This window comes from Pseudomonas sp. GW821-FHT04D07 (genome assembly GCF_059420225.1).
Genome location: NZ_JBWKTH010000001.1, coordinates 621875 through 638681 on the forward strand (window position 1 = coordinate 621875; position 16807 = coordinate 638681).

Consider the following 16807-nt stretch of genomic DNA (forward strand, 5'->3'; position numbering starts at 1 on the left):
ATTGTGAGGAGACAGTAGACATGGCAAGTCCAATTTCAACGAGTACGGGCTTGGGTTCCGGCCTGGATATCAGTTCGATCGTGACCGCGCTGGTCAACGCCGACAAGTCGGCCAAGCAGGTGCAGATCAATAGCCAGACATCGACCAATACGCTGAAGCTTTCCGGCGTGGGCTCGCTGAAGAGTGCACTGACGACATTCCAGACCGCGCTGACCAACCTCAACAGTTCGACCAATCCTCAGTTCACGGGGTTTACCGCGACATCGTCGGCCACCTCGGTCCTGACTGCGACCACCGATAACTCGGCGGTGGCGGGTAGCTACAGCGTTGTCGTCAATAACCTCGCCACCAGTTCGAAAGTTGCCAGTGCTTCTTTTGCCGGCGGTGCGACGAGTGCCATTCCGAGTGGTACCCTGACTATCAGTCAAAATGGCACTAACTACAACGTCACCATTGGGTCCAATGCGACCTTGCAAACGACGCGCGATGCCATCAACTCGACGCTGTCGGGCAACGGTATCTCGGCCAACATCGTGACCGACTCGAACGGTTCGCGCCTGGTGATCGGTTCGACGACCACGGGGACGGGGTCCGACCTGGTGGTCAGTGGTATCGCGGGCTTGGCGATCGACGGCACCCAGGTCATGCCCAATCCGCCGTTGGCCTCGAGTTCGGGAGCGGTCAGCGCGCTCGCCAAGGATGCGAATCTGACCGTCGATGGCCTGGCTGTAACCAGCAAGAGCAATACCGTCAGCAATGCGATCAGTGGCCTGACGTTCGGCCTGGTGGCACCCAGTGCGGGTGCCGGCACCGCCACGCCCACTGCTACCACCATCTCCGTAGGCACTAACACTACAGGTCTGCAGACCTCGATCCAGACGTTCGTGAGTGCCTACAACACCCTGATGTCGACGATCAACACCCTGACCAAGGCCACCCTGGATGCCAATGGCAAGCCAACCGTTTCGGCGGCTTTCACCGGCGACTCACTGCCTCGCTCACTGATCGCCGCTGTACGCGGTGTGCTCACTACGCCCGGGCCGGGCAGTCAGTTGGCGGTGCTCTCGCAACTGGGTGTGGCGACTGATCAGACCACGGGGCAGTTGAACTTCAACAGCACTACGTTTACCCGGGCCATGACCACTGATGGCTTGAGCGGTCAGGTGCAGGCGCTGTTTACCGGTACCACCGCCAACGCGGGGGCGGACGGTCTGCTGGCGCGGATGACCAAGGCAATCACTCCCTATGTCCAGACCGGCGGGGTGCTCGATCAGCGCAGCAACAGCCTGAAGACCCAGGCCTCCGACTTGACCAGCCAGCAGGCGGCATTGGATCTGCATGTCACCAACATGACCGCTACCCTGACGGCCAAGTACAACGCCATGGACTTGATTGTCGGGCAGTTGAAGGCGACCGCCACCAGCATTACGTCGTTCTTTACCTCGTTGAACGCGCAGAAGTCGGGCTAAGTCTCAGCGTCAGTGCCAGGAAAAAGCCCGGCCGCGTCCAGCGCGTGCCGGGTTTTTGTTCTTCGGGTCTAAAGTTTTCTGATTCAAAGGCGATACACTGCTTATACGAACCCTTGAGTGGCAATGAGGTAGAACATGAATCCGATGCTAGCCCTTCGGCAATACCAGAAGGTGGGAGCCCAGGCGCAGACCTCCGAGGCCAGTCCTCATCGTCTGGTGCAGATGTTGATGGAAGGTGGCCTGGATCGCATTGCCCAGGCCAAAGGCGCCATCGAGCGCAAGGACATCGCCGCCAAGGGGGTCGCCATCGGCAAGGCCATCGGCATCGTCGGTGGTCTGCGCGAAGGCTTGGATCTGGAGAACTCGGCGGATTCGCTGGGTGACCTGGACAATCTGTACGCCTACATGATGACGCGCCTGGCACAAGCCAATATCAAGTCGGACCCTCAGATATTGGACGAGGTCGCCGGTCTGCTCACCACAGTCAAGGAAGGTTGGGACGCCATCACCGCGCCGGGTCCGCAGTTCTAAGGAGTGTACCATGAGTCTCGTACTGCAGCGTATCGAAGAAACCCGCGAAGCCCTGGTAAAGGCTTTGGCCGAGCGTGATTGGGAGGCCATCACCCAGCTGGACCTGGCATGCCGCGCTTGCATGGAAGATGTGCTCGGCGAGACTGGCCTGGATGAGGATGCGCTGCGCGCCAAACTGGAAGAATTGCTGCACGTCTATCGCCTGCTGCTGGAAGCGGCGATGAGCGAACGTCAGTCGATAGTCGATGAGATGTCGAAGATCCAGCAAGCAAGGAACGCCGCAAAGGTTTACCATCTGTTCGGTTAATGTTGGGTTAATCGAACCGTATTGCGCCATAAATTTGACTATGTACGCTTTTTTGACTTAACTAGTGCTGTTTCCAGATTTCAGTCGTCCTTGGAGGCCCTGTCCGGCCTCGGATGTCTAGCTTGCCCCACCCATACCGGGCATCGAGTTGACTAGGGAAGTTGCTATTGCATGTGGCGTGAAACCAAAATTCTGCTGATCGATGACGATAGCGTTCGCCGCCGCGACTTGGCGGTGATCTTAAATTTTCTCGGCGAAGAAAATCTCTCCTGCACCAGCGATGACTGGCAGCAGATGGTCGGCTCTTTGTCGTCCAGTCGCGAAGTGCTGTGTGTCCTGCTTGGGACTGTCAACGCCGCGAGCGGAGTGACTGGCTTGCTTAAGACACTCTCAACCTGGGATGAGTTCCTTCCGGTGTTGCTCCTGGGTGATATTTCTTCTGCCGACCTGCCCGAAGACCAACGCCGCCGGGTGTTGTCCAGCCTGGAAATGCCCCCCAGCTACAGCAAGCTGCTCGACTCCCTGCATCGTGCCCAGGTCTATCGCGAGATGTACGACCAGGCCCGTGAGCGCGGTCGGCAGCGCGAGCCGAACCTGTTCCGCAGTCTGGTCGGTACCAGCCGTGCCATCCAGCATGTGCGCCAGATGATGCAGCAAGTGGCCGACACCGATGCCAGCGTGCTGATCCTCGGCGAGTCCGGCACCGGCAAGGAAGTGGTGGCGCGCAACCTGCACTATCACTCCAAGCGTCGTGACGCGCCTTTCGTACCGGTCAACTGCGGGGCGATCCCGGCCGAGTTGCTGGAAAGCGAGCTGTTTGGTCACGAGAAGGGCGCCTTCACCGGGGCGATCACCAGCCGTGCCGGGCGTTTCGAACTGGCCAACGGCGGTACGCTGTTCCTCGACGAGATCGGCGACATGCCGCTGCCGATGCAGGTCAAGCTGTTGCGCGTGCTGCAGGAGCGCACCTTCGAGCGCGTGGGCAGCAACAAGACCCAGAGCATCGACGTGCGGATCATCGCGGCGACCCACAAGAACCTCGAAAGCATGATCGAGGTCGGCAGCTTCCGCGAAGACCTTTACTACCGCCTGAACGTGTTCCCCATCGAGATGGCGCCGCTGCGTGAGCGGGTCGAAGATATTCCGTTGCTGATGAACGAATTGATCTCGCGCATGGAGCACGAAAAGCGCGGCTCCATCCGTTTCAACTCGGCGGCGATCATGTCGCTGTGCCGTCATGCCTGGCCGGGCAACGTCCGTGAACTGGCCAACCTGGTGGAGCGCATGGCGATCATGCATCCGTACGGGGTGATTGGTGTCGCCGAGTTGCCGAAGAAATTCCGCTACGTCGATGACGAAGATGAGCAACTGGTGGACAGCCTGCGCAGTGACCTCGAAGAGCGGGTCGCGATCAATGGCCATACCCCGGATTTCACCACCTCGGCGATGCTGCCGCCCGAAGGCCTGGACCTCAAGGACTACCTCGGTGGTCTGGAGCAGGGGCTGATCCAGCAAGCGCTGGACGACGCCAATGGCATCGTGGCCCGCGCCGCCGAGCGCCTGCGTATTCGTCGTACCACCCTGGTGGAGAAGATGCGCAAGTACGGGATGAGCCGTCGCGAGGGCGATGAACAGGCGGATGATTGACGCCTGTTTTTCAACCTGTTGAAAAGTGGCTGATTTTTTTTCGGCACGGGTATTGCTAAGTCTCTTGTAACGTTCCGTTTAAATGACGGTCAGCCAAGCGAGAGAGCACCATGCCCCAAGCCGCCCCGATGTCACCTGTCCCTGAAACCACGGGATCCTCGTCGTCCGTCGAGCAGGTCGGTCGGTTGGGCCTGGAGCAGGCCTTCTCGCTGTTCAACCAGATGTCGACGCAGCTCAACGATTCCTACAGCCTGCTCGAAGCCCGGGTCACCGAGCTCAAGGGCGAGCTGGCCGTGGTCAGCGCCCAGCGCATGGCGGAACTGGCGGAAAAAGAGCGCTTGGCCAATCGTCTGCAGAACCTGCTCGACCTGTTGCCGGGCGGGGTCATCGTCATCGATTCCCATGGCATTGTCAGTGAGGCCAATCCGGCGGCCCGGGAGCTGCTCGGCCTGCCACTGGTCGGCGAGCTCTGGCGCCAGGTGATCGGCCGTTGCTTCGCTCCGCGTGAAGACGACGGTCATGAAATATCCCTCAAGGATGGTCGGCGCCTGTCGATCTCCACACGTTCGCTGGATGCGGAGCCGGGCCAGTTGGTGCTGCTCAACGACCTGACTGAAACCCGTCGCCTGCAGGATCAGTTGGCCCGGCATGAGCGCTTGTCATCGCTGGGGCGGATGGTCGCGTCCCTGGCGCACCAGATCCGCACACCGCTCTCGGCGGCCTTGCTCTATGCCAGCCACCTCACCGAACAGGCTTTGCCAGTGGAGACCCAGCAGCGTTTTGCCGGGCGCTTGAAAGAGCGCCTGCATGAACTGGAGCACCAGGTGCGCGACATGCTGGTATTCGCCCGTGGCGAACTGCCGCTAACCAACCGGCTGACACCCAAAGTGCTGATGCAGGCGCTGCAAGCCGCGGCACAGACCCATGTCCAGGGCGCCGTCGTGCGCTGGCAGTGCGACAGCCATGTCGGCGAGTTGTTGTGCAACCGCGACACCCTGGTGGGGGCGCTGTTGAACCTGATCGAAAATGCCCAGCAGGCCAGCACCGGCGCGGTGCGCTTGAAGGTGCACCTATACGCCCGTGGCAGCACCTTGCGCCTGTGCATCAGCGACAACGGCGCGGGTATCGAGCCGGCGGTGCTGGCGCGCCTGGGCGAACCCTTCTTTACCACCAAGACCACCGGTACCGGCCTCGGTCTTGCCGTGGTCAAGGCCGTTGCCCGGGCGCATCAGGGCGACATGCAATTACATTCACGGCCGGGGCGTGGCACCTGTGCGATGGTCTGCCTGCCGCTGATTCCCGGCGCCATGGAGGCTCAAGAATGAAACCGCTGCTCAAGGTCCTGCTGGTCGAGGACGATCATGCCTTGCGCGAAGCGCTGGCCGATACCCTGCTGCTGGCCGGGCATAGCTTCCATGCGGTCGGTTCGGCCGAGGAAGCGCTGGAGGCGGTGGCCGCGGAGTCGTTCGGCCTGGTGATCAGCGACGTCAATATGCCGGGCATGGATGGCCACCAGTTGCTGTGCCTGCTGCGCGCGCGCCAGCCGCAGTTGCCGGTATTGCTGATGACCGCCCATGGGGCGGTGGAGCGGGCGGTGGATGCGATGCGCCAGGGTGCGGCCGACTACCTGGTCAAGCCATTCGAGCCCAAGGCCCTGCTCGACCTGGTGGCGCGGCATGCCCTGGGACAGTCGGGCGCGGTGGACGGTGAGGGGCCGATCGCTTCGGAGCCGGCCAGTGCGCAGTTGCTCGAGCTGGCGGCACGGGTCGCGCGCAGTGATTCGACCGTGCTGATATCAGGGGAGTCCGGCACCGGCAAGGAGGTGCTGGCGCGGTATATCCATCAGCAATCGCCGCGTGCCAGTCAGCCGTTTATCGCCATCAACTGCGCGGCGATTCCCGACAACATGCTTGAGGCAACCCTGTTCGGTCACGAAAAGGGCTCGTTCACCGGCGCCATCGCGGCCCAGGCTGGCAAGTTCGAGCAAGCCGATGGCGGGACCCTCCTGCTCGATGAGATTTCCGAAATGCCCCTGGGTCTCCAGGCCAAGCTGTTGCGCGTGCTCCAGGAGCGCGAGGTCGAGCGGGTCGGTGCACGCAAACCGATCAGCCTGGATATCCGCGTGGTGGCTACCACCAACCGGGACCTGGCCGGGGAAGTGGCGGCGGGGCGTTTCCGTGAAGACCTTTACTATCGCCTGTCGGTTTTTCCGTTGGCCTGGCGCCCGTTGCGCGAGCGTACCGCCGATATTCTGCCACTGGCCGAACGTCTACTTGCCAAGCACAGCGCCAAAATGAAACATGCAACTGTTCGACTGTCACCCCAGGCGCAGGCCTGCCTGATCGGTTATCCGTGGCCGGGCAATGTGCGTGAATTGGACAATGCGATCCAGCGGGCGCTGATCCTGCAACAGGGCGGGTTGATCCAGGCCGAGGATTTCTGCCTGGTCGGCCCGGTTGGCGCGGTGTCCATGCCAGGGCTCGTGGTGACCGCCAGGCAGTCTGTCGGTGAGCCGGTAGGGGCCGAGGCGGTGGCGGGGGAGCAGGCGGGTGGCCTGGGCGACGACCTGCGTCGGCGTGAATTCCAGATGATCATCGACACCCTGCGCGCCGAGCGCGGGCGGCGCAAGGAAGCCGCCGAGCGACTGGGTATCAGCCCGCGTACGCTGCGCTACAAACTGGCGCAGATGCGCGATGCCGGAATGGATGTCGAAGCCTATCTGTTTGCCACGTAAGTCGATTCAGGCTCGCGCGTCGTGTATCGGATTTTGTTCGAGGACGACAAGGAGCTGGCACCCTTGTTGCTAACCCTTCACTAACTGCTGCACAAGTGTCAAAAAATTGCAGGTCGCCGGAGAGAGACGTTCATGAGCCAGGGTGTTGAATTTAATCGATTGATGCTGGACATGCGCTCCATGCAAATGGATGCCATGGCTCAACCCAAATCGGCCGTGGCCGCGCCGGAAGTCAGCGGTAGCAGCTTCTCCGATTTGCTCGGCAATGCCATCAACAAGGTCAACGACGTGCAGCAAGCCTCTGGCCAGCTGTCCACCGCATTCGAAATCGGCAAGAGCGGGGTCGATCTGACTGACGTCATGATCGCCTCGCAGAAAGCCAGCGTCTCGTTCCAGGCCTTGACCCAGGTGCGCAACAAGTTGGTCCAGGCGTATCAAGACATCATGCAGATGCCGGTTTAAGGGTTAGGGACGTAAACAGTCATGGCAGAAGTTCTCGCCGATAACGTACCGGCCAAGTCCGGCCCCACAGACGGTAAACCGCCGCTGTTCGGGTTGTCCTTTCTGGAAAATCTTTCCGAAATGACCATGCTCCGTCAGGTTGGCCTGATGGTCGGCCTGGCGGCGAGCGTGGCGATCGGCTTTGCCGTGGTGTTGTGGTCCCAGCAGCCCGACTACCGGCCGCTGTATGGCAGCCTGGCCGGTATGGATGCCAAGCAGGTCATGGAAACCCTGGCGGCGGCGGATATTCCCTACACCGTCGAGCCGAATTCCGGCGCGCTGCTGGTCAAGGCCGATGACGTCTCCCGCGCCCGTCTCAAGCTGGCCGCGGCTGGCGTGACGCCGAGCGATGGCAATATCGGTTTTGAAATTCTCGACAAGGACCAGGGCCTGGGTACCAGCCAGTTCATGGAGGCGACCCGTTATCGTCGCGGCCTGGAAGGCGAATTGGCCCGGACCATTTCCAGCCTGAACAACGTCAAGGGTGCCCGCGTGCATCTGGCGATCCCGAAAAGCTCGGTGTTTGTGCGCGATGAGCGTAAACCCAGTGCTTCGGTACTGGTCGAACTGTATTCCGGTCGTTCCCTGGAACCCGGGCAGGTGGTTGCCATTATCAACCTGGTGGCTACCAGCGTTCCGGAGCTCAACAAGTCGCAGGTCACCGTCGTCGACCAGAAGGGCAACCTGCTCTCCGACCAGGCGCAAAACTCCGAATTGAGCATGGCCGGCAAGCAGTTCGATTACAGCCGGCGTGTGGAAAGCATGCTCACCCAGCGGGTGCACAACATCCTGCAACCGGTGCTGGGTAACGACCGCTACAAGGCCGAAGTCTCCGCCGACGTGGATTTCAGCGCCGTCGAGTCGACCTCCGAACAGTTCAACCCTGACCAGCCGGCGCTGCGCAGCGAGCAATCGACCACCGAACAGCGCACCGCCAGCAATGGCCCGCAAGGCGTGCCGGGGGCCTTGAGCAACCAGCCGCCAGGTCCGGCCAGCGCACCGCAGACCACTGGCGGTGCTGGCGCTTCGACCGGGGCCATTGCTGCTGGTCAGCCATTGCTTGATGCCAATGGCCAGCAGATCATGGATCCGGCCACCGGCCAACCGATGCTGGCGCCGTATCCGGCGGACAAGCGTCAACAATCGACCAAGAACTTTGAACTGGATCGCTCCATCAGCCACACCAAGCAACAGCAGGGTCGCGTGACTCGTCTGTCGGTGGCGGTGGTGGTCGACGACCAGGTCAAGATCAACCCGGCCAATGGCGAAACCACCCGTGCACCGTGGAACGCCGACGAACTGGCGCGCTTCACTCGCCTGGTCCAGGACGCCGTCGGTTTCGACGCCAGTCGCGGCGACAGCGTCAGCGTGATCAACGTGCCATTCTCCGCCGAGCGCGGTGAAGTGATCGCCGATATTCCGTTCTACTCGCAACCCTGGTTCTGGGATGTGGTCAAGCAGGTACTGGGTGTGCTGTTTATCCTGGTGCTGGTGTTCGGTGTGTTGCGTCCGGTGCTCAACAACATCACCGGTGGCGGCAAGGGCAAGCAGTTGGCCGGTTTCGGCGGCGACGTCGAACTGGGCGGCATGGGCGGCCTGGATGGCGAGCTGGCCAACGACCGGGTCAGCCTGGGCGGTCCGCAAAGCATCCTGCTGCCGAGTCCGAGCGAAGGTTATGACGCACAGCTGAACGCCATCAAGAGTCTGGTAGCCGAAGACCCGGGCCGTGTGGCACAGGTCGTCAAAGAGTGGATTAACGCCGATGAGTAATAACGCCGCCGTCAACCAGAAGCTGACCCGGGTCGACAAAGCCGCGATCTTGCTGCTGTCGCTGGGCTCCACTGATGCTGCACAAGTGTTGCGCCACATGGGTCCCAAGGAAGTCCAGCGGGTCGGCGTGGCGATGGCGCAGATGCGCAACGTGCACCGCGAGCAGGTCGAACAGGTCATGAGCGAGTTCGTCGAGATCGTCGGCGACCAGACCAGCCTGGGCGTCGGCTCCGACGACTACGTACGCAAGATGCTCACCCAGGCCCTGGGCGAAGACAAGGCCAACGGCCTGATCGACCGGATCCTGTTGGGCGGCAATACCAGCGGCCTGGACAGCCTCAAGTGGATGGAGCCGCGGGCGGTGGCGGACGTGATCCGTTACGAGCACCCACAGATCCAGGCGATCGTCGTGGCTTACCTCGACCCCGACCAGGCCGGCGAAGTACTGAACAACTTCGATCACAAGGTGCGCCTGGACATCATCCTGCGGGTCTCGTCGCTGAACACGGTGCAGCCGGCGGCGCTCAAGGAACTCAACCAGATTCTCGAGAAGCAGTTCTCCGGCAACTCCAACGCGGCCCGTACCACCTTGGGCGGTATCAAGCGTGCCGCGGACATCATGAACTTCCTCGACAGCTCGATCGAAGGCCAGTTGATGGACTCGATCCGCGAAGTCGACGAGGACCTGTCGACCCAGATCGAAGACCTTATGTTCGTCTTCAACAACCTGTCCGATGTCGACGACCGTGGTATCCAGGCGCTGCTGCGCGAAGTGTCTTCCGACGTGCTGGTGCTTGCACTCAAAGGCTCGGATGAAGGCGTCAAGGAAAAGATCTTCAAGAACATGTCCAAGCGTGCGGCGGAACTGCTGCGCGACGACCTCGAAGCCAAGGGTCCGGTTCGCGTCAGCGACGTGGAGACCGCGCAGAAGGAAATCCTTACCATCGCCCGCCGTATGGCCGAAGCCGGAGAAATCGTGCTCGGTGGCAAGGGCGGCGAAGAGATGATCTAAGGATCAAGCCATGACTGATCCAACCGATCTGATCCGCGCCCGGGACGTGGGTGGTTTTGACCTCTGGTCGCTGCCCAGCTTCGACCCGCATGTCGAAGCACCCGAGCCGGAGCCGGTGGAAGAAGCACCGCTCGAGATGGAGGAAGTGCCGCTGGAGGAAGTCCAGCCGCTGACCCTCGAAGAACTCGAAAGCATTCGCCAGGAAGCCTACAACGAAGGCTTCGCCGTGGGCGAGCGCGAAGGTTTCCACAGTACCCAGCTCAAGGTGCGGCAGGAAGCGGAAGTCGCTCTCAGCGCCAAGCTCAAGTCCCTGGAAGTGTTGATGGGCAATCTGTTCGCGCCCATCGCCGAGCAGGACCGGCAGATCGAGCAGAGCCTGGTGGGCCTGGTCGAGCACATGGTCCGCGAGGTCATCCAGCGTGAACTGAAGACCGATTCCAGCCAGATCGAACATGTCCTGCGCGAAGCCCTCAAGCTGTTGCCGCTGGGCGCCGACAATGTGCGCTTGTACATCAACCCCCAGGATTTCGACCAGATCAAGGCTCTGCGCGAGCGCCACGAGGCCAGTTGGCGGATTGTCGAGGACGAGGCCCTGCTGGCCGGTGGCTGCCGGATCGAAACCGAGCACAGCCGGATCGATGCAACCATCGAAACCCGTATCAGCAAGGCCATCGGACAACTGTTCGATCAACTCCACGAGCAATCCCTGCACCCGGCGATGCCAGACATGGCTCTGGAGTTGGAGGAAGCGCTGGCCACGGTTTCCGAAGCGGACCTGTCCGATGCGTCTTGAGCGCACCAGCTTCGGCAAGCGCATGAGCGGCTACGCCGAAGCCATCGACTTGCCTGGGCAGCCGATCCTCGAAGGGCGCCTGTTGCGCATGGTCGGCCTGACCCTCGAAGCCGAGGGCTTGCGCGCCGCCATGGGCGCACGCTGCATGGTGATCAACGACGACAGCTATCACCCGGTGCAGGTCGAGGCCGAGGTGATGGGTTTTTCCGGCGGCAAGGTGTTTCTGATGCCGGTGGGCAGCGTGGCCGGCATAGCACCAGGCGCCAGGGTCGTGCCGTTGGCCGATACCGGGCGCCTGCCGATGGGTATGAGCATGCTCGGGCGGGTGCTTGACGGTGCCGGCCGTGCCCTCGACGGCAAGGGTGGGATGAAGGCCGAGGACTGGGTGCCGATGGACGGTCCGACCATCAACCCGCTCAACCGCAATCCCATCAGCCAGCCGCTGGACGTGGGCATTCGCTGCATCAATGGTTTGTTGACCGTGGGCCGCGGCCAGCGCCTAGGGCTCTTCGCCGGTACCGGCGTGGGCAAGAGTGTGCTGCTGGGCATGATGACCCGCTTCACCGAGGCCGACATTATCGTCGTCGGCCTGATCGGCGAGCGGGGTCGCGAGGTAAAGGAATTCATCGAGCATATCCTCGGTGAAGAAGGTCTCAAGCGTTCGGTGGTGGTGGCGTCGCCGGCGGATGACGCGCCACTGATGCGTTTGCGCGCGGCCATGTACTGCACACGGATTGCCGAGTATTTCCGCGACAAGGGCAAGAACGTCCTGTTGCTCATGGACTCCCTGACCCGTTTCGCCCAGGCTCAGCGGGAAATCGCCCTGGCTATCGGCGAACCGCCGGCAACCAAGGGTTATCCGCCGTCGGTGTTCGCCAAGCTGCCCAAGCTGGTGGAGCGTGCCGGCAACGCCGAGGCCGGCGGTGGCTCGATCACCGCGTTCTACACCGTGCTGTCCGAAGGCGATGACCAGCAGGACCCGATTGCCGACTCGGCGCGGGGCGTGCTCGACGGGCATATCGTCCTGTCCCGGCGCCTGGCCGAGGAAGGCCATTACCCGGCGATCGATATCGAAGCCTCCATCAGCCGGGTCATGCCCGCGGTGGTCAGTCCCGAGCATATGAGTCGCGCCCAGCACTTCAAGCAGCTCTGGTCACGTTATCAGCAGAGCCGCGACCTGATCAGCGTCGGTGCCTATGTGGCTGGCGGCGACCGTGAGACCGACACCGCGATTGCCCTGCAGCCGGCGATGGTGCAGTACCTGCGCCAGGGCTTGAACGACAATATCAGCCTGGGTGAAAGCGGCGCGCATCTGGCGTCGATCTTCGCTCCCGCGGCGGGCGGTTAATCGATCATGGCCCTGAGTCGCGCCGCGCGCCTGGCCCCGGTGGTCGATATGGCCGAAAGTACCGAGCGCACGGCAGTCCAACGCCTTGGTTATTTCCAGGGCCAGGTGCGGGTCGCGCAGAACAAGCTGGAGGATCTCGAGCGTTTTCGCCTCGAATACCAGGAACAGTGGATCCAGCGTGGCAGCCTCGGGGTCTCCGGCCAATGGTTGTTGGGTTACCAGCAGTTTCTCACCCAGCTGGACACGGCGGTTGGCCAACAGCGCCAGAGTCTGGCCTGGCACCAGAACAATCTCGACAAGGCGCGCGAGGCCTGGCAGCAGGCCTATGCCCGGGTCGAAGGCTTGCGCAAACTGGTGCAACGTTATGTCGACGAGGCGCGCCATTTGGAAGACAAGCGTGAACAGAAGTTGCTGGATGAGTTGTCCCAGCGTTTGCCGCGGCAGAGTCCGTATTGATCTGCAGGAATTTTGACGCTCACGGTTGCCCTACCTTCGGCGGGGTGCTAAACCTTGTACACGTCGCCACTGACAAGGAAGCAGTATCATGGCTGTAGTCGCAGTAGTATCGCCCGATGGCGCAAAATTGACGATCTCCATCAAGGGGCGCTTTGATTTTGGTCGGCATCAGGAATTTCGTGAGTCTTATGAGGGGCTTGCCAGGAAACCGTCGTCCATTGTGGTCGATCTGAAGGAAGCGACCTATCTGGACAGTTCGGCGCTGGGCATGTTGCTCTTGTTGCGCGATCACGCCGGTGGTGATCATTCCGATGTACGAGTGATCAACAGCAACTCGGATGTGCGCAAGATTCTCGCCATCTCCAATTTCGACAAACTCTTCGACATCGGCTGACCTTCATGCAGTCGGGAGCGGAGTCGCTGACGGTACTGATCGCCGAAGATGGCGCGGCTGATCGGTTGTTGCTTTCGAGTATTGTCCGGCGCCAGGGTCATGGGGTGCTGACCGCCAGCAACGGCGCGGAGGCCGTGGCCTTGTTCGAGGCCCAGCGGCCACAGCTGGTGCTGATGGATGCGATGATGCCGGTGATGGACGGTTTCGAGGCGGCGCGGCGGATCAAGGTGCTGGCCGGCGAGTCGCTGGTGCCGATCATCTTCCTGACCTCCATGACCGAAGTCGATGGACTGGTGCGTTGCCTGGAAGCCGGCGGCGACGATTTTCTCGCGAAACCCTACAACCAGGTCATTCTCGGCGCCAAGATCAAGGCCATGGACCGCCTCAGGCGCCTGCAGGACACCGTCCTGCAACAGCGCGACCTGATTGCCCGGCACCATGACTACCTGCTCAACGAGCAGCGGGTGGCCAAGGCTGTGTTCGACAAGGTGGCCCACGCCGGCTGCCTTAGCTCGCCGAATATCCGCTACCTGCAATCACCCTATGCGCTATTCAACGGCGACCTGTTGCTGGCGGCCTATACGCCGGCCGGCGACATGCATGTGCTGCTCGGTGACTTCACCGGCCATGGCCTGCCGGCGGCGGTCGGGGCGATGCCGCTGGCGGAAGTGTTCTACGGCATGACCGCCAAGGGTTATGGCCTGCCGGAAACCCTGCGGGAGATGAATGCCAAGCTCAAGCGCATCCTGCCGGTGGACATGTTCTGTTGCGCCACCTTTGTCTGCCTGAGTCCGCAGCGCCAAGTGGTGGAAGTGTGGAATGGCGGCATGCCGGACGGCTACCTGCACCGGCTCGCCACGGGGGAGCGCCAGCCGCTGGTGGCCCAGCACCTGCCGCTGGGGGTGCTGGGAGCCGAGTTGTTCGACCACCGCACCGATGTCTACCCCATGGCCCACGGTGACCGGGTGTTCCTGCTCTCCGACGGGGTGATCGATACCTGTAACAGCGACGAGCAGTTATTTGGCGTGGAGCGTCTGCACGAGGTCTTCGCGGCCAATCGGCAGCCGGATCGCCTGTTCGAGGATATCCAGGAGGCCTTGCACCGCTTTCGCGGCGAGGCTCGCGACGATGTCAGCATGGTCCAGGTCAGCCTGCCGGCACCGACGCGGCAGTTGCCGAACGCCATGGTCTACTCCGACAGCGGTGAGTCCTGCCCGCTGGACTGGTCGGTGAGCTTCGAGTTCCGCGCGGCCAGCCTCAAGCGCTTCAATCCATTACCCTACATGCTGCAACTGCTGATGGAAGTGCATGGCTTGCGTACGCAGAGCGGCGCGCTCTACAGCGTGCTCGCCGAGCTCTACTCCAACGCCCTGGAACATGGTGTGCTCGGCCTGGATTCGAGCCTCAAGCGCGATGTGAAAGGATTTGCGCAATACTATGAACAGCGCAATCGGCGTCTGCTCGAACTGGAGGAAGGCTTTGTGCGGGTGCGCCTGCAAGTGATCCCCCTGGGGGCGGGCGGGCGGTTGAGCGTACAGGTCGATGACAGTGGCAATGGTTTTGACGTGGCGAAGGTGATGGAGCGTCCCGTGGCGGTCGACCGGCTGTCCGGGCGTGGTGTCGGGCTGGTGCGCCAGCTCGGTCGCAATGCCTGCTGGTCGGACAATGGGCGCAGTGCCCACGTGGAGTTTTCGTGGGAGGCTCAGGCATAATTCGCAGGTCAGGAGCAGGGAGCGATCAAGTGGACAACGATATGGAGCATCTGGACCGTGATGCACTCAGTGCATTGCAGGACATCATGGAGGATGAGTATCCGCTGTTGCTGGATACCTTTCTCGACGATTCGAGAAAACGTCTGGGGCAGTTGCACCAGGCGAGCAATGCCGTGGACCTCGGAGCGGCGGCCCACAGTTTCAAGGGCAGCAGCAGCAACATGGGCGCGCTGCGCCTGGCCGAGCTTTGTCGTCAACTGGAACAGCTTGCCGGGCAATTGCCGCTGGTGGGTGTCGAAGAACTGATCCACCAGATCGACCATGAATATGAGTTGGTGCGCCGTTATTACGAAACCGAGCGCGAGCGCTTTCCGGTCCGGCCTTAGCCGCATGGGCCCGGTGCCTGGATGGGTTGCATCTGACCCGTCCGGGCAATGTGGCCCGAACCTTGCTATTGCTCCTTGCACTGTACTTACGACCCCTGTGCAGCGGAGACCGTATAATGTCACTCGTCCCTAATTCGCTCCTCCAGGCCAATGCTGCCGTCAAGCCGCAGGCAGACCCTGTCATGCCTGCGCCGACCGCTTTCGCGCCGCCCAAGGACAATGCTTTCAGCTTTGCGCAGGTCTACCAGAGCACCCAGAGCAATCCGGTCAAGGTCGCCTTCAATCCGCTCAAGTCGACGGCGGACAAGGCCCCTGTGCAGCCGTCGAAGCCGGACGCGCCGGCCAGTAACGCCAACAACCAGGATGCCGCCGCGCAGTCGCCGGTTGCCGGTAGCGGCAAATCCTTGCCTGCCGACAAATCCACCAAGGTAGATGGCAAGACGGCGTCCGCCGATGACAAGGGCGCTTCTGACAAGACCGCGACCGCGACCGACGGCACGACGGCCTCGACCGATACCTCGAAGTCCGACGACAAGACCGCTTCCAGCGCTGACGCCAGCACCACGACCGATACTCCGGTCGCCGTGGCGACGCCGGACCCGAGCCTGGACCCGGCGCTGCTCCAGGCTGCCGCGACCCCGCCGACTCCGGCTCCCGCCGCGGCGGCAGCGGTCGATCCGGCAGTGGTCCAGGCGCCGTTGGCGGCAGCGGTCAGCGCCGCGACCGCACCGGCTAACGCGAAGGCCTCGACCGCGGGCGATGATTTCGATCCGGCCGCGGACCCGCTGGACAATCTGCCAGCGGTACGCCTGGCCATGGAGCAGGGCGGTCACGTCTCGAGCGGCAGCCAGACCGCGGCGAAGTCCAGCGACAACAGCAACAGCAACAGCAACACCAACGCCACTGATTCGACACTGGCGCAGAACCAGGCCAATAACGTCGTGACGATGCTGGATCAGAAGAGCGATCCCGGCAGCAGCGACCAGGGGGGCGACAAATCCTTCAAGACCCTGATCGATGACGGTCTCAAGGATATCAAGAGCGCTTCCAGCGATACCCGGGTCGATGACTTCGCCAATCGTCTGGCGGCCCTGACCCAGGCGCCCACGCCCAAGAGCGCGAATGCGCTGCCGGTCAACCAGCCGTTGGCGATGCACCAGAGCGGCTGGAGCGAGGAAGTGGTCAATCGGGTCATGTACCTTTCCAGCGCCAACCTCAAGTCGGCGGAAATCCAGTTGCAACCCGCCGAGCTCGGGCGCCTGGATATCAAGGTGAACATGTCGGCCGACCAGCCGACGCAGATCAGTTTCATCAGCGCCCACGCCGGGGTACGCGATGCACTCGAAGGCAACATGCCGCGTCTGCGCGACATGTTGCAGCAGCAAGGCCTGGGGCAGGCCGATGTCAGCGTTTCCGACCAGGCTCGTGGTTGGGCCGGCCAGGGCCAGGGTGCGCAGCAGCAACAGCAGCAGGCGCACAAAGGTAGCGGCAGTGGCGGTAGCCTCGGTGGCGACAGCCAGGATGACCTGTCGATTGCCGCGGCCAGCGAGGCGGCGGCGGTCAGTTCCAGCGTGGTGGTGGGCTCCAGCGCGGTCGACTACTACGCCTGATCCCAGACGCACTGTAGAACGGTCTTGGCCCTTGACGCGCCATTGCGTTCAGCGTGGTCACTGTGGGAGCCGGCTTGCCGGCGATGAGGCCCTTGAGCCTTGCGGCGTTCATCCTGGCGCCATCGCCGGCAAGCCGG

The 16807-nt window shown here is 62.3% G+C and carries 16 protein-coding genes; all 16 read left to right on the forward strand.

Going from position 1 to position 16807, the window contains the following annotated elements; translation table 11 throughout:
- The first annotated feature begins 20 nt into the window (after positions 1-20).
- The 16 genes from fliD to AC07T0_RS03005 all read left to right on the forward strand — a co-directional run bounded on the left by fliD (position 21) and on the right by AC07T0_RS03005 (position 16670).
- The gene (fliD, locus tag AC07T0_RS02930; RefSeq protein WP_494999774.1) at positions 21-1469 is read left to right on the forward strand and encodes a flagellar filament capping protein FliD; all 1449 of its coding nucleotides are present in this window, start codon (positions 21-23) and stop codon (positions 1467-1469) included.
- Positions 1470-1604: 135 nt separating this feature from the next.
- A complete protein-coding gene (fliS, locus tag AC07T0_RS02935; RefSeq protein WP_494999775.1) occupies positions 1605-2000 on the forward strand; it encodes a flagellar export chaperone FliS in 396 nt (131 codons plus the stop codon).
- A gap of 10 nt (positions 2001-2010) precedes the next feature.
- Positions 2011-2307 (forward strand): flagellar protein FliT, encoded by a 297-nt coding sequence (fliT, locus tag AC07T0_RS02940; protein WP_494999776.1) that lies wholly within the window; start codon positions 2011-2013, stop codon positions 2305-2307.
- 171 nt (positions 2308-2478) lie between these two features.
- A complete protein-coding gene (locus AC07T0_RS02945) occupies positions 2479-3954 on the forward strand; it encodes a sigma-54 dependent transcriptional regulator (RefSeq protein ID WP_494999777.1) in 1476 nt (491 codons plus the stop codon).
- A 128-nt stretch (positions 3955-4082) separates the two neighbouring features.
- Positions 4083-5279, forward strand: a complete 1197-nt coding sequence (locus AC07T0_RS02950; RefSeq protein WP_494999877.1) for a sensor histidine kinase — start codon at positions 4083-4085, stop codon at positions 5277-5279.
- Complete coding sequence (locus AC07T0_RS02955) at positions 5276-6688, forward strand: sigma-54-dependent transcriptional regulator (RefSeq protein WP_494999778.1); 1413 nt, start codon at positions 5276-5278, stop codon at positions 6686-6688. Before AC07T0_RS02950 ends, AC07T0_RS02955 begins: the two co-directional genes overlap by 4 nt.
- Positions 6689-6820: 132 nt before the next feature.
- Positions 6821-7150, forward strand: coding sequence for a flagellar hook-basal body complex protein FliE (gene fliE / locus AC07T0_RS02960; protein WP_103495961.1), 330 nt, complete (start codon positions 6821-6823; stop codon positions 7148-7150).
- Positions 7151-7171: 21 nt separating this feature from the next.
- A complete protein-coding gene (fliF, locus tag AC07T0_RS02965; protein ID WP_494999779.1) occupies positions 7172-8959 on the forward strand; it encodes a flagellar basal-body MS-ring/collar protein FliF in 1788 nt (595 codons plus the stop codon).
- Positions 8952-9971 carry a flagellar motor switch protein FliG gene (gene fliG, locus AC07T0_RS02970; protein ID WP_100939016.1) on the forward strand — a complete coding sequence of 340 codons (1020 nt, stop codon included), beginning with the start codon at positions 8952-8954 and terminating at the stop codon, positions 9969-9971. Before fliF ends, fliG begins: the two co-directional genes overlap by 8 nt.
- A gap of 10 nt (positions 9972-9981) precedes the next feature.
- Positions 9982-10764 (forward strand): flagellar assembly protein FliH, encoded by a 783-nt coding sequence (gene fliH / locus AC07T0_RS02975; RefSeq protein WP_494999780.1) that lies wholly within the window; start codon positions 9982-9984, stop codon positions 10762-10764.
- Positions 10754-12112, forward strand: a complete 1359-nt coding sequence (gene fliI, locus AC07T0_RS02980; protein ID WP_494999781.1) for a flagellar protein export ATPase FliI — start codon at positions 10754-10756, stop codon at positions 12110-12112. The genes fliH and fliI overlap by 11 nt, the downstream gene beginning before the upstream one ends.
- 6 nt (positions 12113-12118) lie before the next feature.
- Positions 12119-12568 carry a flagellar export protein FliJ gene (fliJ, locus tag AC07T0_RS02985; protein ID WP_103495957.1) on the forward strand — a complete coding sequence of 150 codons (450 nt, stop codon included), beginning with the start codon at positions 12119-12121 and terminating at the stop codon, positions 12566-12568.
- An 88-nt stretch (positions 12569-12656) separates the two neighbouring features.
- Positions 12657-12962 (forward strand): STAS domain-containing protein, encoded by a 306-nt coding sequence (locus AC07T0_RS02990; RefSeq protein WP_494999782.1) that lies wholly within the window; start codon positions 12657-12659, stop codon positions 12960-12962.
- 5 nt (positions 12963-12967) lie between these two features.
- On the forward strand, positions 12968-14674 hold the full coding sequence (locus AC07T0_RS02995; RefSeq protein ID WP_494999783.1) for an ATP-binding SpoIIE family protein phosphatase: 1707 nt from the start codon (positions 12968-12970) through the stop codon (positions 14672-14674).
- A gap of 41 nt (positions 14675-14715) precedes the next feature.
- Positions 14716-15060: an Hpt domain-containing protein gene (locus AC07T0_RS03000; protein WP_494999878.1), complete on the forward strand. Its 345-nt coding sequence runs from the start codon at positions 14716-14718 to the stop codon at positions 15058-15060.
- Between the two features lie 116 nt (positions 15061-15176).
- Positions 15177-16670 carry a flagellar hook-length control protein FliK gene (locus tag AC07T0_RS03005; RefSeq protein ID WP_494999784.1) on the forward strand — a complete coding sequence of 498 codons (1494 nt, stop codon included), beginning with the start codon at positions 15177-15179 and terminating at the stop codon, positions 16668-16670.
- Positions 16671-16807: the final 137 nt, after the last annotated feature.

What these genes read in the sequence shown, in the direction of transcription:
- fliD (WP_494999774.1), top strand. Translation starts at nt 21, where the DNA reads ATGGCAAGTCCAATTTCAACGAGTACGGGCTTGGGTTCCGGCCTGGAT.
- fliS (WP_494999775.1), top strand. Translation starts at nt 1,605, where the DNA reads ATGAATCCGATGCTAGCCCTTCGGCAATACCAGAAGGTGGGAGCCCAG.
- fliT (WP_494999776.1), top strand. Translation starts at nt 2,011, where the DNA reads ATGAGTCTCGTACTGCAGCGTATCGAAGAAACCCGCGAAGCCCTGGTA.
- AC07T0_RS02945 (WP_494999777.1), top strand. Translation starts at nt 2,479, where the DNA reads ATGTGGCGTGAAACCAAAATTCTGCTGATCGATGACGATAGCGTTCGC.
- AC07T0_RS02950 (WP_494999877.1), top strand. Translation starts at nt 4,083, where the DNA reads ATGTCACCTGTCCCTGAAACCACGGGATCCTCGTCGTCCGTCGAGCAG.
- AC07T0_RS02955 (WP_494999778.1), top strand. Translation starts at nt 5,276, where the DNA reads ATGAAACCGCTGCTCAAGGTCCTGCTGGTCGAGGACGATCATGCCTTG.
- fliE (WP_103495961.1), top strand. Translation starts at nt 6,821, where the DNA reads ATGAGCCAGGGTGTTGAATTTAATCGATTGATGCTGGACATGCGCTCC.
- fliF (WP_494999779.1), top strand. Translation starts at nt 7,172, where the DNA reads ATGGCAGAAGTTCTCGCCGATAACGTACCGGCCAAGTCCGGCCCCACA.
- fliG (WP_100939016.1), top strand. Translation starts at nt 8,952, where the DNA reads ATGAGTAATAACGCCGCCGTCAACCAGAAGCTGACCCGGGTCGACAAA.
- fliH (WP_494999780.1), top strand. Translation starts at nt 9,982, where the DNA reads ATGACTGATCCAACCGATCTGATCCGCGCCCGGGACGTGGGTGGTTTT.
- fliI (WP_494999781.1), top strand. Translation starts at nt 10,754, where the DNA reads ATGCGTCTTGAGCGCACCAGCTTCGGCAAGCGCATGAGCGGCTACGCC.
- fliJ (WP_103495957.1), top strand. Translation starts at nt 12,119, where the DNA reads ATGGCCCTGAGTCGCGCCGCGCGCCTGGCCCCGGTGGTCGATATGGCC.
- AC07T0_RS02990 (WP_494999782.1), top strand. Translation starts at nt 12,657, where the DNA reads ATGGCTGTAGTCGCAGTAGTATCGCCCGATGGCGCAAAATTGACGATC.
- AC07T0_RS02995 (WP_494999783.1), top strand. Translation starts at nt 12,968, where the DNA reads ATGCAGTCGGGAGCGGAGTCGCTGACGGTACTGATCGCCGAAGATGGC.
- AC07T0_RS03000 (WP_494999878.1), top strand. Translation starts at nt 14,716, where the DNA reads ATGGAGCATCTGGACCGTGATGCACTCAGTGCATTGCAGGACATCATG.
- AC07T0_RS03005 (WP_494999784.1), top strand. Translation starts at nt 15,177, where the DNA reads ATGTCACTCGTCCCTAATTCGCTCCTCCAGGCCAATGCTGCCGTCAAG.